Origin of the sequence: Blastococcus tunisiensis (assembly GCF_900112815.1) — a bacterium.
In the GTDB taxonomy this organism is placed as follows: domain Bacteria; phylum Actinomycetota; class Actinomycetes; order Mycobacteriales; family Geodermatophilaceae; genus Blastococcus_B; species Blastococcus_B tunisiensis.
Window position 1 is genome coordinate 48667 of sequence record NZ_FOND01000017.1, and the last position, 13591, is coordinate 62257.

General features: G+C 74.0%; 14 protein-coding genes. 10 read left to right on the forward strand and 4 right to left on the reverse strand.

Annotated features, from left to right (window positions below; genetic code table 11):
* Positions 1 to 19: 19 nt before the first annotated feature.
* From BM142_RS18930 to BM142_RS24700, 4 genes are all read left to right on the forward strand, one after another.
* On the forward strand, positions 20 to 649 hold the full coding sequence (locus tag BM142_RS18930) for a pentapeptide repeat-containing protein (RefSeq protein ID WP_092202138.1): 630 nt from the start codon (positions 20 to 22) through the stop codon (positions 647 to 649).
* Between the two features lie 62 nt (positions 650 to 711).
* A complete protein-coding gene (gene fbaA / locus BM142_RS18935) occupies positions 712 to 1746 on the forward strand; it encodes a class II fructose-bisphosphate aldolase (RefSeq protein ID WP_092202140.1) in 1035 nt (344 codons plus the stop codon).
* Positions 1746 to 2168 (forward strand): DUF3151 domain-containing protein, encoded by a 423-nt coding sequence (locus tag BM142_RS18940; RefSeq protein ID WP_092202142.1) that lies wholly within the window; start codon positions 1746 to 1748, stop codon positions 2166 to 2168. Before fbaA ends, BM142_RS18940 begins: the two co-directional genes overlap by 1 nt.
* 141 nt (positions 2169 to 2309) lie before the next feature.
* Entirely contained in the window at positions 2310 to 2453 is a 144-nt protein-coding gene (locus BM142_RS24700) for a GPGG-motif small membrane protein (protein ID WP_175527356.1), read from the forward strand.
* Between the two features lie 34 nt (positions 2454 to 2487).
* Here BM142_RS24700 and BM142_RS18945 read toward each other — a convergent pair whose 3' ends face one another.
* From BM142_RS18945 to BM142_RS18955, 3 genes are all read right to left on the reverse strand, one after another.
* Positions 2488 to 3312, reverse strand: a complete 825-nt coding sequence (locus BM142_RS18945) for an ATP-binding cassette domain-containing protein (protein ID WP_092202144.1) — start codon at positions 3310 to 3312, stop codon at positions 2488 to 2490.
* A gap of 73 nt (positions 3313 to 3385) precedes the next feature.
* A complete protein-coding gene (locus BM142_RS18950; protein WP_254791073.1) occupies positions 3386 to 4444 on the reverse strand; it encodes an ABC transporter permease in 1059 nt (352 codons plus the stop codon).
* A gap of 140 nt (positions 4445 to 4584) precedes the next feature.
* Positions 4585 to 5223: a hypothetical protein gene (locus tag BM142_RS18955; protein ID WP_254791074.1), complete on the reverse strand. Its 639-nt coding sequence runs from the start codon at positions 5221 to 5223 to the stop codon at positions 4585 to 4587.
* Between the two features lie 65 nt (positions 5224 to 5288).
* On the opposite strand from BM142_RS18955, the gene BM142_RS18960 reads away from it, so the two are divergent.
* Positions 5289 to 6578, forward strand: a complete 1290-nt coding sequence (locus tag BM142_RS18960) for an adenylosuccinate synthase (protein WP_092202148.1) — start codon at positions 5289 to 5291, stop codon at positions 6576 to 6578.
* Positions 6579 to 6799: 221 nt separating this feature from the next.
* Here BM142_RS18960 and BM142_RS18965 read toward each other — a convergent pair whose 3' ends face one another.
* Positions 6800 to 7828, reverse strand: coding sequence for a glycerophosphodiester phosphodiesterase family protein (locus tag BM142_RS18965; RefSeq protein WP_092202209.1), 1029 nt, complete (start codon positions 7826 to 7828; stop codon positions 6800 to 6802).
* 104 nt (positions 7829 to 7932) lie between these two features.
* On the opposite strand from BM142_RS18965, the gene rsgA reads away from it, so the two are divergent.
* The 5 genes from rsgA to BM142_RS18990 all read left to right on the forward strand — a co-directional run bounded on the left by rsgA (position 7933) and on the right by BM142_RS18990 (position 13438).
* Positions 7933 to 8955, forward strand: a complete 1023-nt coding sequence (rsgA, locus tag BM142_RS18970) for a ribosome small subunit-dependent GTPase A (RefSeq protein WP_092202150.1) — start codon at positions 7933 to 7935, stop codon at positions 8953 to 8955.
* A 23-nt stretch (positions 8956 to 8978) separates the two neighbouring features.
* Entirely contained in the window at positions 8979 to 10235 is a 1257-nt protein-coding gene (gene purD / locus BM142_RS18975) for a phosphoribosylamine--glycine ligase (RefSeq protein WP_092202152.1), read from the forward strand.
* 49 nt (positions 10236 to 10284) lie between these two features.
* Positions 10285 to 11592, forward strand: coding sequence for an adenylosuccinate lyase (gene purB, locus BM142_RS18980; protein WP_092202154.1), 1308 nt, complete (start codon positions 10285 to 10287; stop codon positions 11590 to 11592).
* The gene (locus BM142_RS18985; protein ID WP_092202156.1) at positions 11589 to 12446 is read left to right on the forward strand and encodes a phosphoribosylaminoimidazolesuccinocarboxamide synthase; all 858 of its coding nucleotides are present in this window, start codon (positions 11589 to 11591) and stop codon (positions 12444 to 12446) included. The genes purB and BM142_RS18985 overlap by 4 nt, the downstream gene beginning before the upstream one ends.
* A 122-nt stretch (positions 12447 to 12568) precedes the next feature.
* The gene (locus BM142_RS18990; protein ID WP_139228946.1) at positions 12569 to 13438 is read left to right on the forward strand and encodes a DUF559 domain-containing protein; all 870 of its coding nucleotides are present in this window, start codon (positions 12569 to 12571) and stop codon (positions 13436 to 13438) included.
* The last annotated feature ends 153 nt before the right edge of the window (positions 13439 to 13591 follow it).

Here is a 13591-nt window from a genome sequence, read left to right on the forward strand (position 1 = left end):
GTGGGCGGGGGTTGAGCTAGTGGCCGACCGGAAGTACGGCGTCGAGCCGCCGCCCACGGAGACCGAGGTGCGGCAGGCCGACTGGTACGGCGAGGACATCTCCGGGCAGGAGCACACCCGGGTGGCCTTCGTCGGCGTCGACCTCACCGAGACCACCGACGACGGCGCCGTCTTCACCGAGTGCACGTTCCGCGACTGCCGGTTCAACCTGTCGCGGCACAGCGAGGCCGCCTTCCTGAACTGCACCTTCACCGGCTGCTCGTTCTTCCAGGCGTCCTTCACCGGGTGCAAGCTCGTGGGCTCCATGTTCGACCGGTGCAGCTTCGACCTCATGACCGTGACCGGCGGCGACTGGTCCTTCGTCGGGCTCCCCGGGGCGGACCTCTCGCGGGCCACGCTGACCGGCGCGCGGATGCGGGAGGCCGACCTGGTCGGGGCCCGCGCCGTGGGGGCGACGCTCCGGCACCTGGACCTGTCCGCGGCCTGGTTCCACGGGACCGACCTCAGCGGGGCGGACCTGCGCGGCTCGGACCTGTCGGCGCTCGACCCGCGGACCGTCGAGCTGGCGGGCGCGGAGGTCGACGTGACGCAGGCGGTCGTGCTGGTGACCGCTCTGGGGCTGCGCGTGCGCCCCGACGTCCCGGAGTGAGCGGTCCAGCGGAATACTGACGCCCGAGCAGCGCCGAGCATCGACGACGAGGAGTGCCCCGCATGCCCATCGCGACCCCCGAGGTCTACGCCGACATGATCCGCCGGGCCAAGGAGGGCGGGTTCGCCTACCCGGCCATCAACTGCACGTCCTCGGAGACGGTCAACGCGGCCCTCCGCGGGTTCGCCGACGCCGGCAGCGACGGCATCATCCAGTTCTCCACCGGTGGTGCGGAGTTCGGCTCGGGCACCCGGGTGAAGGACATGGTCACCGGCGCGGTGGCCCTGGCGGAGTTCGCCCACGTCGTCGCCGAGAAGTACCCGGTGAACGTGGCGCTGCACACCGACCACTGCCCCAAGGACAAGCTCGACTCCTACGTGCGGCCGCTGATCGCGCTGTCCAAGGACCGGGTGGACGCCGGTCAGGAGCCGCTGTTCCAGTCGCACATGTGGGACGGCTCGGCGATCGAGCTGACCGAGAACCTGGACATCGCCGAGGAGCTGATGGAGCGCTCCGCGGCGGCGAAGATCGTCCTGGAGCTCGAGATCGGCATCGTCGGTGGCGAGGAGGACGGCGTCGTCGCGGAGATCAACGAGAAGCTCTACACCGCCGACGGCGACTTCCTGCGGACGGCGCAGCAGCTGGGCCTGGGGGAGCGGGGCGTGTACCTGCTGGCCGCCACGTTCGGCAACGTGCACGGCGTCTACAAGCCCGGCAACGTCAAGCTGCGCCCCGACGTGCTCGAGCGCGGCCAGGCGCTGGTGGCGAAGGAGTTCGGTCTCGGCGAGGGCGCGAAGCCGTTCAACCTGGTGTTCCACGGCGGCTCCGGGTCCGCGCCGGAGGAGATCCGCGAGGCGCTGTCCTACGGCGTGGTGAAGATGAACGTCGACACCGACACCCAGTACGCCTTCACCCGCCCCATCGCCGGCCACATGTTCGGCAGGTACGACGGCGTCCTGAAGATCGACGGGGAGGTCGGCGACAAGAAGGCCTACGACCCGCGCAGCTACCTCAAGGCCGCCGAGGCCGGGATGGCCGCCCGCGTGGTGCAGGCGTGCGAGGACCTGCTGTCGGCCGGCCAGTCGGTGGCCGGCTGATGAGCTCCTCCCACGGGAACCTGCTGGGCGAGCCGCCGGCCACGCTGCTGCCCCCCACGCCCGAGGCCGATGCCGAGCTGGCCGAGGGGGCGACGGCCGCCGAGGTCGTCGCCCACCACCCCACGGTGAGCTCGCTCTGGGCGACGCTGGCCGAGGAGGCGCTCGGCCGGGCGGAGCGGACCCTCCCGGACACGATCGAGGCGTACGCCTATGCCCGGACCGGCTACCACCGGGGGCTGGACGCGCTGCGCCGCAACGGCTGGAAGGGCTACGGGCCGGTGCCGTGGTCGCACGAGCCCAACCGCGGGTTCCTGCGCTGCGTGACGGTTTTGGCCACGGCCGCCGAGGCCATCGGGGAGCACGACGAGCACCAGCGGTGCATCCAGCTGCTGCGTGACTGCGACCCGACCCTGGCGCCCTGATCCTCACTTTCGGTAACCTGCGGTCCGGGCGTTACGGCGTCCTGGCCTGCGGTTCCGTGCTCAGGTTTGCTGGATGATCGTGGTGGCAATCACTGTCCGTGCACGGCGTCACTCCGGCGCCCGCCCGAACGGAGACAGCACATGGAATTCATCCTGTGGATCCTCGCCGTCGTACTGGTGATCGCGGGCATCGTCGCGATCGTCCGCAAGCAGCTGCTGTGGGGGGTCGTCCTCATCGTGGTGGGCCTGCTGGTCGGGCCCGGTGGGGTCAGCATCCTGAGTTGACCGCGCCCCGGGCCCCTCTCGCGGGGCCCGGGGCTCAGCGGTCGCCGAGCTCGGAGTGCAGCGCCGTCAGCGCCTCGGTGAGGGCGTTGAACTCCTCGCCGCCGGCCATCAGCCGCATGAGGTCGGCGGCGTCGACGTCGTCCCGGGTCAGCAGGCCGGCGACCGAGCCGTGCGCCAGCAGCAGGAACCGATCACCGACCAGGTGCGCGTAGCGCGGGTTGTTGGTCACCAGCAGGACCGCGAGGCCCTGGGTGCGGGCGGCGACGATCGCCTGCAGCAGGAGTGTCTGCTGGTTCACCGTCAGCGGTGCCGTCGGCTCGTCGACGATCAGCGCCCGCGCCCCGAAGTGCATGGCCCGCGCGATCGCGAGGCTCTGGCGGGCGCCGGCCTGCAGCGTGCTGGCCGGCTGGTCGGGGTCCAGGTGAGTGACCCCCACGCGGGCCATGGCCCGGACGGTGGTCTCCCGCGCCTTCTCGACGTCCAGCCGGCGCAGCGGCCCGACCCCGCGGGTGGGTTCGGCGCCCAGGAAGAAGTTGCGCCAGATCGACAGCAGGGGCGCGACCGCGAGGTCTTGCCAGACGGTCGCGATCCCGGCCGCGCGGGCCTGCCGCGGCGAGCGGAAGCGGACCGGCTCCCCGCTCAGGAGCAGTTGCCCCTCGTCGTGCGGCCGCAGCCCGGAGAGCACCGAGACCAGGGTGGACTTGCCCGAACCGTTCTCCCCGAGGACGCAGGTGATCTCCCCGGCCGGCAGCGTGACGCTCACCCGGGACAGCGCGGCCACGCTGCCGAAGTGCACGCTGAGCCGCTGCAGTTCCAGCTCCGGCAGGTGCGGGGCGGCGCGGTGGACGGGCTCGGTCACGGGCGCTCCTCGCTGGCGCTCGTCACACCCGTGTCCGTGGGTGCTCTGTTCCCCCGTGACCTCGCGAGCTCGGTCACGACCGGGGCACCGCCTTCAGCCGGCGGCGCACGACCCCGGTGGCCAGGAGCGCCACCAGCAGCAGGACGCCGAGCAGCGCGCGGAACCACAGCGGGTCCCACCCGCTGAGGACGATGCCCTCCCGCGAGACGGCGTAGAGCAGCGCGCCCACGGAGGCGCCGATCGCCGAGCCGTACCCCCCGGTGAGCAGGCAGCCGCCGAGGACCGCCACCACGATGAAGTCGATCGCCGTGGTCAGGACCGGGGAGCCGATGCCGACCGAGCCGAAGCGGACCAGCCCCAGCGTGCCGATCAGCCAGCCGGCCGACGCGGTGAGGCCGAAGAGCACGAGCGTCGTCCGCTGGACCGGCACCCCCAGCTGGCGGGCCGCCGTCCGGGCTCCCCCGCTGGCGAAGACGGCGTTGCCGAAGCGGGTGCGCCACAGCGCCCAGGTCGCCACCAGGGTGACCCCGAGCCACCAGAGCAGGGACACGCGGAAGCGGCCGTCACCCACCTGCAGCGTGGAGCCGAACACCGCGACGGCGGACTCCCAGCCCGGGGCCTCGTCCACCCCGGCGACCCGGCCCGACCCCGTCACGGCGAGCGCGCCGGCCTGGGAGACCCCCTGCAGGACGAGGAACGTCGCCAGGGTCACCAGGAAGCTCGGCAGCCCGGTGTTCACCACCAGGAACGCGTTGACCAGGCCGACGGCCAGGGCCGCCGCCAGGGAGACCAGCAGCGCCGGCCAGATGTCCCACCCCGCGTGCTGGACCAGCAGTGCCGTGAGCAGCGGGCTGGCCACGGCGACGACGCCCACCGACAGGTCGAACTGGCCGGCGATGAGCAGCAGTCCCACGGCCACCCCGCCGATGCCCAGCAGCGCCGCCGTGTCCAGGACGCCGGCCAGCCCGCCGGTCGTGAGCAGCGCCGGCGCCTGCAGGCCGAACACCACCGAGACGACGAGCAGGGCGACCAGTGCGGGCAGGCTCGGCCGCGCGAGCGCCCGCCCGAGCAGCCGGCGGCCGGTCGAGGGGGCGGGCGACGCCGTCGACGTGGGCAGCCGGGTGCTGGTCACCGGCAGGCCTCGCGACGGAGCCACAGCCCGGTCAGGGCACGGGACGACGGCAGCGGGACCTCCTCGGCGGGCGGATGGAGGACAGTCTCCACGACGCGGCCCGACCCGTGCAGCGGCCCGCCGCGAGCGGGGCCGGGCGGCTACGGCTCCAGGCGCCAGCGCACGCGGTCGTCGGCGTACCAGGTCCAGCGGTGCACCGGCCGCGGGTAGGGCACGCCGTCGCGGACGATGCGGGCCGGGTCGGACGCGAGCTGGAGGGCCCGGCCACTGGTCTGCCGGGTGGGCCGCAGCGGCAGGAGCATGACCGTGACGGCGATCGTGTCCACGGCCCGCCAGTCGGGCCGGACGTCGATCCGGGTGATCTCGCCGTCGGCCACCTTGATGTCGTCGTGGTAGGCCTGCAGCCCCAGACGGCGGCTCAGCGAGCGGCGCCCGTCGCCGTCGGCCTCCACGCGCCCGTGGTGCAGGAGGACGCCGCCGTGGTCGTCCCGCACCAGACCGAGCTCACGGGGCCCGCCGGTGCCGACGCCGATGTCGCGGGCCAGGGCCAGCGAGGCCTTGTCCGACGCCGGCTCCCAGGCCACCGGGACCAGCGCCGTCCGCTCGGCCTTGTGCAGCACGGTGAGCACGGCGGCGAGGCCGGCGACCGGACCCCGCACGCGCACGGCGTCGGCCTCCGCGGCGGCGGCGACGTCGGCCGGCCGGGGAGCCTCCCCGGGCTCCAGCCGGCGGAGGTCGAGCTGCACGGCGGCCATGCGGATACCCTGCCATCTGGTCATGCGGGCAACCGTGGGTGGCGAAGCACCCGACCACCCACCGCCATTGCAGAGGAGACCAGGACCCGATGCCGGCTGTCGTGCTGATCGGTGCCCAGTGGGGCGACGAGGGCAAGGGCAAGGCCACCGACCTCCTCGGCGGCCGCGTCCCCTACGTCGTGCGCTACCAGGGCGGCAACAACGCCGGGCACACGGTGATCACCCCGGACGGCGAGAAGTACGCCCTGCACCTGATCCCGTCCGGCATCCTCACGCCCGGCTGCACACCGGTCATCGGCAACGGCGTGGTCATCGACCCCGAGGTGCTGATCGGGGAGCTGGCCGGCCTGGAGGAGCGCGGGGTGGACACCTCGCGGCTCGTCATCTCCTCCGACGCGCACCTGATCATGCCGCACCACCGGGCCCTGGATAAGGTCACCGAGCGCTTCCTGGGCACCCGCAAGATCGGCACGACCGGGCGCGGGATCGGCCCCGCCTACGGCGACAAGGTCGCCCGCAACGGCATCCGGGTGCAGGACCTGCTGGACCTCTCCATCCTCCGGCAGAAGCTCGAGGGCACCCTGCAGGAGAAGAACCAGGTCCTGGTCAAGGTCTACAACCGCAAGGCCATCGACGTCGACGAGGTCGTCGAGGAGTACACGCAGTACGCCGAGGCCCTCAAGCACCGCATCGTCGACACCCGCCTGCTCCTGGGCACGGCCCTGGACGCCGGCGAGTGGGTGCTGCTCGAGGGGTCGCAGGGCACCCTGCTGGACGTCGACCACGGCACCTATCCGTTCGTGACCTCCTCCAACCCGACCGCGGGCGGGGCAGCGGTCGGCGCGGGGGTCGGCCCGACCCGCATCGAGCGGGTCGTCGGCATCCTCAAGGCGTACACGACCCGCGTCGGATCGGGGCCGTTCCCCACGGAGCTGTTCGACGCCAACGGCGAGTACCTGCGCAAGCAGGGTGGCGAGGTCGGCGTCACGACCGGCCGCGACCGCCGCTGCGGCTGGTTCGACGCCGTCGTCGCCCGCTACGCCAGCCGGGTCAACGGCATCACCGACTACTTCCTCACCAAGCTCGACGTGCTCTCCGGCCTGGACACCGTGCCGATCTGCGTGGCCTACGACGTCGACGGCGTGCGGCACGACGAGATGCCCATGACGCAGACCGACTTCCACCACGCGACGCCGGTGTACGAGGAGATGCCGGGCTGGTTCGAGGACATCCGGCACTGCCGGACCTTCGACGAGCTGCCGGCGAACGCGCAGGCCTACGTGCGGCGGCTGGAGGAGCTCTCGGGCGCCCGGATGAGCGTCATCGGCGTCGGACCCGGCCGCGACGAGAACGTGCTGATCCACGATTTGATCGGCTAGGTCGTCTGTCGTCCTCCGGACGACACCGCGGCCAGGAGCCGTCCCCTGCTGAGCTGAGCTGTTGCCGACCGCTCCTCGGGGAGGCCTCCGGCCCCCGTCGTCGCGGCCGTCTCGCGGGAGCGGCTCTCGCCGGGTTCCGCGGCTCCGAGCCCGCCTGGCTTGGTCCTCGCGGCTTCTCGCCCCTTCTCTGGGGACCCTTCGGGCCCCCGTCGGCGGGGCGGTCAGACCGCGGCGGGGGTGCGGGTCTGCAGTTCGGCGACGGCTGCGGCGGCGTGCTCGGGGGAGTCGGTGATCAGGCCGTCGACGCCGAGCGACAGCAGCTGCCGCGCGATGCCGACCGCGTCACCGTGCGCCTCGGGGATCGTGCCGATGCGCAGGTGCTCGGGCAGGTAGGCGTTCTCCGCCCGGAGCGTCCAGGTGAACACGGTGAGCGCCGCCCGGTGTGCCTCGGTCACCAGCGAGGAGGTCCCGCGCACCGGGTGGACGCCGCGGAGCACCCGCTCCACGCTGGGGGCGATGCCCTGGGCGTAGGTGGAGATCTCCCGCAGCCCGGCCCGGGTGACCATGCGGTCGCCTTCGGCGTGGTTGTTCACCAGCTGGACGATCTCCGGACCGTCGTCGCCCAGGCGGCCGCGCAGCTCCCGCAGCAGGGCCGCGTCGAAGGCCTGCAGCACCACCGGCCCCTGCGGGCCGGCCGCGTCCAGCCGGCGGAGCTCCTCGGCGACGAGTTCACCCATGGGCAGGGCCGGTTCGGCGGCCGTGCCGGGGTGCTTGAGCTCGGCGAGCACCCGGATCCGGCGCTCGGCCGTCGACCGGGCACGGGCCAGGTCGACGACCTCGGCGAGGGTCAGGATCCCGAACCGGCCGTCGTAGGCGGTGTTCAGCGGGCGGAGATCGGGCATCCGCTCCACGGCCCGCAGGGTGCGCAGCTCGTCGAGGGTGAAGTCCTCGGTGAACCAACCGGTGCAGGGCGCCCCGTCGACCTCCCGGGTCGTGCGGCGGCCGGCGAACTCGGCGCGGTCGGCGACGTCGGTGGACCAGGAGAGCTCGCTCTCGTGGCGGACGACGAGGGCGCCGTCCCGGCTGAGGACGACGTCGGGCTCGACCAGCTCGGCGCCGAGGTCGATGGCCAGCTCGTAGCTGGCCGCCGTGTGCTCGGGGCGGTAGGCGGGGGCACCGCGGTGCCCGACGACGACAGGACGGGGAAGGCGGGTCGCTGGTCGTGCTGCCAGCGACTCGGTCGCGCGCATGTCCGCCACGAAACCTTGATCGGATGGCCGCGGGGTGAACTGAAGCAGACGAGTCGCACACAATTCGCATGACGTCCCGCTGACCAGGGCGGCACCATGCGCCCGTGACCGATCTCTCATCGCTGGGCTGGGACCGCACCGGGACGCCACCGCCCGGCGCCGAACCGGGCCGCGTGGCGCGCGTCGACCGAGGCCGGCTGACCGTGCTGACCGCCCAGGGCGCGCGCCGGGTGGTGCCGGGAGCTGCCCTCCACGCCGCCGACGGCACCGGTCCCGCGGTGGGCGACTGGGTGGCGCTGCGGGGTGAACTGGCCGTCGAGATCCTCCCCCGGACGAGTGCCTTCGTCCGCACCGTCGCCGGCCGCACGTCGGCCGCGCAGGTCGTCGCTGCCAACATCGACCTGGTGCTCGTGGTCGACGCGCTGACCGGCGGGGCGCGGCTGCGCCGCATCGAGCGCTACCTCGCGGTGGCCTGGAGCAGCGGGGCCACCCCGGTCGTGGTCCTGACCAAGGCCGACCTCTGCGCCGACGTCGCCGCGGTGGTCGGCGCCGTCCGGGAGGACGCGCTCGGTGTCGAGGTGCTGCCGGTCAGCTCGGTGACCGGGGACGGCCTGGCCGCGGTCCGCGACCTGCTCCGCCCCGGCCGGACGGCGGCGATGGTGGGGCCCTCCGGGGTCGGCAAGTCCAGTCTGGCCAACGCGCTGGCCGGCCGGACGGTGGCGGGGACCCGGGAGATCCGCGGGGACGGTCGCGGGCGGCACGCCACGACCGCCCGCGAGCTGCACCTGCTGCCCGGCGGTGGCCTGCTGGTCGACACCCCCGGGATGCGGGAGCTGGGGCTGCGCGACGACGCCGAGGGGATCGCGACCGCCTACGCCGACGTCGGGGAGCTCGCGGCCGGGTGCAGGTTCCGCGACTGCGGCCACTCGGGGGAACCGGGGTGCGCGGTCGCCGCCGCGATCGACGACGGGCGGCTCGATCCCGCCCGGTTCACCGGGTGGCGGAAACTCGAGGCCGAGGCACGCCGGCAGCGGTTGCGCGTCGACGCACGCGCCCGGGCCGAGGAGCGGGCCCGGCTGCGCACGCTGCACCGCGCACGCCGGGAGCAGCCGAACAGGTCCCGCTGACCGCTCATCGGTACGTTCGCCCCGTGCGCGTGCTCGTGATCGGCTCCGGTGCCCGGGAGCACGCCCTGTGCGTGGCTCTGTCGTCCGACCCCGCGGTGGGCGCGCTCGCCTGCGCCCCCGGTAACGCCGGCACCCGGGCGCTCGCCGAACCGCACGTCGTCGACGTCGCCGACCCCGACGCGATCGCCGCGCTCGCCACGGCCTGGTCGGCCGATCTCGTCGTCGTCGGCCCCGAGGTCCCGCTGGTCGCCGGTGCCGCCGACGCCGTCCGCGAGGCCGGCATCGCCTGCTTCGGCCCCTCGGCGCAGGCCGCCCAGCTGGAGGGCAGCAAGTCCTTCGCCAAGCACGTCATGGAGGCGGCCGGCGTGCCCACGGCGCGGGCCTGGCCGGTCGGCGGGCCGGCCGAGCTGGAGACGGTGCTCGACGAGGTCGGCGCCCCGTACGTCGTGAAGGACGACGGCCTGGCCGCCGGCAAGGGCGTGCTGGTCACCGGCGACCGCGCCGCCGCGGCGGCGCACGGCCGCCGGATCCTCGACGCCGGTGGCGCCGTCCTGGTGGAGGAGTTCCTGGACGGCCCCGAGGTCTCGCTGTTCGCGGTCACCGACGGGACGACGGTGCTGCCGCTGGTGCCCGCCCAGGACCACAAGCGCCGCGACGACGGCGACGGCGGCCCGAACACCGGCGGGATGGGCGCCTACGCCCCGCTCCCGTGGGCGCCGCCCGGACTGGTCGAGGAGGTCGTGGCGACGGTGCTGCAGCCGACCGTCGACGAGATGCGCCGGCGCGGGGAGACCTTCAGCGGCCTGCTCTACGCCGGGCTGGCGCTGACCTCGCGCGGCGTCCGCGTGGTGGAGTTCAACGCCCGTTTCGGCGATCCGGAGACGCAGGTGGTGCTCCCGCTGCTGGCGACCCCGCTCGCCGGGCTGCTGCACGCCGCCGCCACGGGCACCCTCGCCGATCACCCCCCGCTGCGCTGGCGGGACGGCGCCGCGGTGACCGTCGTCGTCGCCGCCCCGGGCTATCCGGAGGCGCCCCGGACGGGCGACCCGGTGACCGGCGCGGACGGCGACGGGGTGCTGCACGCCGGGACGGCGATCTCGGCCGACGGCACCGTGCACTCCTCCGGGGGGCGGGTGCTCTCGGTGGTGGGGCTGGGCCCCGACCTGGCCGCCGCCCGGCAGACCGCCTACGAGCGGGTGGCCGGCGTCCGGCTGGCCGATGCGCACTGGCGCACCGACATCGCGCTGGCCGCCGTCGAGGGGCGGATCGCCGTCCCCTGACCGGCCTGCGCGAGACTGGAGCCGTGCTGATGGCGACGAGGTGGGCCCGATGATCGAGCGGTACACGCTCCCCGAGATGGGGCGGGTCTGGAGCGACCAGCACAAGTACGAGCTGTGGTGCCGGGTCGAGACGCTGGTGCTCGAAGCGCACGCGGCCGCGGGGCGGGTGCCCGCCGACGTCGTCGAGCCGGTGCGCAACGCGCCTCCGCCCACCCCGGAGCGGGTCGCGGAGATCGAGGAGACGACGCAGCACGACGTCATCGCCTTCCTCACCGCCTGGGCGGACAACACCGAGCCGCGCTCGGCCGCGGCCTACGTGCACCACGGCATGACGTCGTCGGACCTGCTGGACACCGCCCTCGCCGTCCAGCTGACCGACGCCACCGACGTGCTGCTGGCCAAGGCCGACCGGTTGGTGGCGGCGCTCCGCGACCACGGGCTGGCGCACCGGTCGACGATCAAGGTCGGCCGCACCCACGGGGTACACGCCGAGCCCGTCGTCTGGGGCCACCGGGTCGCCGACCTGGCCTTCGCCGCTGCCCGCTCCCGGGACCGGCTGCGGGCGGCCCGGGACGCGGTCGGCGTGGTGGCGATCTCCGGCGCCGTCGGCACCTACTCGCTGATCGACCCGTCGGTCGAGGTGGCGGTCGCGTCGGCACTGGACCTCCGGCCGGCCGACGCGTCCACCCAGGTGGTGCTGCGGGACGGGATCAGCGAGTGGGTGTCGGCGCTGGGGATCATCGCGACGGTCTGCGAGGCGATCGCGCTGGAGGTCCGGCACGGCCAGCGGACCGAGGTGCGCGAGCTGGCGGAGGCGTTCGGGTCGGGCCAGAAGGGCTCGAGCGCCATGCCGCACAAGAAGAACCCGATCCGCTCCGAGCGCATCGCCGGGCTCGCGCGGGTGGTGCGGGCGGCGATCGTGCCGGTGATGGAGGGCATCCCGCTCTGGCACGAGCGTGACATCTCCCATTCCTCCACCGAGCGGGTCTTCCTCCCCGACGCCGCCATCACCACCGACTACCTGCTGGACCTGACCGCCGGGCTGGTGGAGAACCTGGTGGTGGACGCCGACCGGATGCGGGCCAACCTGGAGTCCACCGGCGGGCTGATCTACACGTCGTCGGTGCTGCTGGAGCTGGTCGAGGGCGGGCTGTCCCGGGAGGACGCCTACGCGCTCGTGCAGACGGCCGCCATGGAGACCTGGAACTCCGGGACGCCGTTCCGGTCGACCCTCCGGACACGCGCCGAGGCGTCCGGGGTGACCCTCGACGAGGCGCGGTTGGACGAGATCTGCCGGCCCGAGCGGTACGTGGCCAACCTGGGCCCGCTCTTCGACCGGCTGGCTGCCCTCTCGTGATCGACCTCCCGCTCGTCGCCCGCGGCAAGGTGCGGGAGATCTACGACGCCGGTGACGGCCGGCTGCTGCTCGTGGCCTCGGACCGCATCTCGGCCTACGACCACGTGCTGCCCACGCCGATCCCGGACAAGGGCGCCGTGCTCACCCGCTTGTCGGTGTGGTGGTTCGAGCAGCTCGCGCCCGTGCTGGCGGAGTTCGGCGCTTCGCACCACCTGGTCAGCGCATCCGAGGTGCCGGCAGCGGTGGCCGGCCGGGCGATGCTGGTCCGCCGGCTGGAGATGCTGCCGGTCGAGTGCGTGGCCCGCGGCTACCTGTCCGGGGGCGGCACCGCGGAGTACCGGCGCACCGGCTCCATCCGCGACGTCGCGCTGCCGCCCGGGCTGGTCGAGGGCTCGAAGCTGCCGGAGCCGGTGTTCACGCCGTCCACCAAGGCCGAGCTGGGGGAGCACGACGAGCCGATCGACTTCCCCCGCGTGGTGGAGCTGGTCGGCGCGGAGCGGGCCGAGCAGCTGCGCGCCCTGACCCTGGCGCTGTACCGGCGGGGCGCGGAGCTGGCCGAGGCCGCGGGGATCATCCTGGCCGACACGAAGGTCGAGTTCGGCCTCGCCGCGGGGTCGCTGGTGCTCGGCGACGAGGTGCTCACCCCCGACTCCTCGCGCTTCTGGCCGGCCGCCACCTGGTCGCCCGGCTCGGTGCAGCCGTCCTACGACAAGCAGTACGTCCGCGACTGGCTGACGTCGTCCGGGTGGGACCGCGTCTCCCCGCCGCCGGAGCTGCCCGAGGACGTCGTCGCCGCCACCCGCGAGCGCTACGTCACCGCCTACGAACGCCTCACCGGCCAGCGCTTCACCTGACCCCAGCCGCCGAATCATGCGATCTCGTGGCCATCGGCGGCTGATGGCCACGAGATCGCAGGGTTCGCCCGGCCTGTGGACGGCGCCCGCCCCACGTGCCCCGGATCGGCAGGCTCCTGGCCATGCCGACTCCGCCCGTGCCGCCCCGGGTCACCGGACCGATCGACCGCTCCAGGGCTGAGGCGGCGGGCGTCACCGACTGGCACCTGCGGCACCGGGAGGTCGTGCGCACGTCCCGGAACACCTACCTGCCGCACCTGGCCGGTGAACTCGACCGGGTGCGAGCAGTGCTGCTGGGCGCTCCGGAGGATGCGGTCGTCAGCCACCTGACGGCGGCACGGACCTGGGGATTCGAGGTTCCGCTGGTGCCGGACGACGGGCGTGTCCACCTGACCGTCCGGCCGGAGGCCCGACTGCGGCACCGGCGGGACCGGAGGATCCACTTCTCGGCCGTGCCGGCCCCCGAGACCCGTCGTCGGCACGGCGTCGTGGTCACGTCACCCAGCCGGACGTGGATCGACCTCGCGGCATCGCTACCGCCGGCGGCCCTGCTCGCGGTCACCGATCAGATGCTTGCCCGGGGGTTCCCCGAGGACGAGTTCCCGGTGATCCTGCGCCGTTCGGCGGGCCGCCGCGGGGTCGCGACCGCCCGGCGCGTGGCCGAGCGCGGGAACGCGGGATCCGGCTCCCCCATGGAGTCCGTTCTCCGCTGGCTGCTGCTGGAGGCGGGCCTGCCGGAGCCGGTGCTGCAGCAGGTCGTCCGGGTGGACGGGCGGTTCGTCGGTCAGGTGGACATGGCCTGGCCGGACCGGAAGGTGCTCGTCGAGTTCGACGGCGACGTGCACCGCGAGCGGCGGGTCTTCGTCGACGACCTGCGCCGGCAGAACGGGCTGGTGCTCGCCGGCTGGACGATCCTCCGGTTCTCGTCGGCGGACGTGCTGGGTCGGCCGGAGCAGGTGCTGGCCACGATCCGCGCCGCGCTGGGGCTGTGACCGGCCCCGCGCCGCCGAACCATGCGAACTCGTGGCCATCCGCCGCCGATCGCCACGAGTTCGCATGGCTCGCGGGGAGGAGCAGGCGAGACGAGGGTCACGGGCGGTCCCAGGGGCGTGAGCGCACACACAGGAGGACGGCGGACGCCGCCC